The sequence below is a fragment of the Bacillus sp. SIMBA_026 genome (assembly GCF_046535335.1).
Taxonomy (GTDB): Bacteria; Bacillota; Bacilli; order Bacillales; family Bacillaceae; genus Bacillus; species Bacillus velezensis.
Genome location: NZ_JAWRWX010000272.1, coordinates 1 through 260 on the forward strand (window position 1 = coordinate 1; position 260 = coordinate 260).

The window sequence follows — 260 nt, forward strand, 5'->3', positions numbered from 1 at the left end:
GGGGTAGTCGTTGGTGGTGGTGGCGGTGCTGCTGCTGCCGCTGTCGTTGCCCTTGTCTTTGTTGCCCGTACCCGGCCGCTGAAACGTCCACCCGGCATTGACCCGCGCCAGTTCGGCCGCCGTATAGCTGGCGACTGGGCCACGCGCGTCGGTCAACGCCGACAGGTCGGCCGGTCGGTACAGCACCGGAACCCCATCGCGGCTCAATTGCACCGTCAGCCACAAGGCGTCAGCGCGGTGCTCGATGGCCAGCCGGATCG

At 68.1% G+C, this 260-nt stretch carries 1 protein-coding gene; it reads right to left on the bottom strand.

All coding sequences use genetic code 11. The features are described 5' to 3' along the window. A partial coding sequence (locus SB847_RS21445; RefSeq protein WP_410578689.1) for a glycerophosphodiester phosphodiesterase family protein occupies window positions 1–260 on the bottom strand: 260 nt, incomplete at both ends.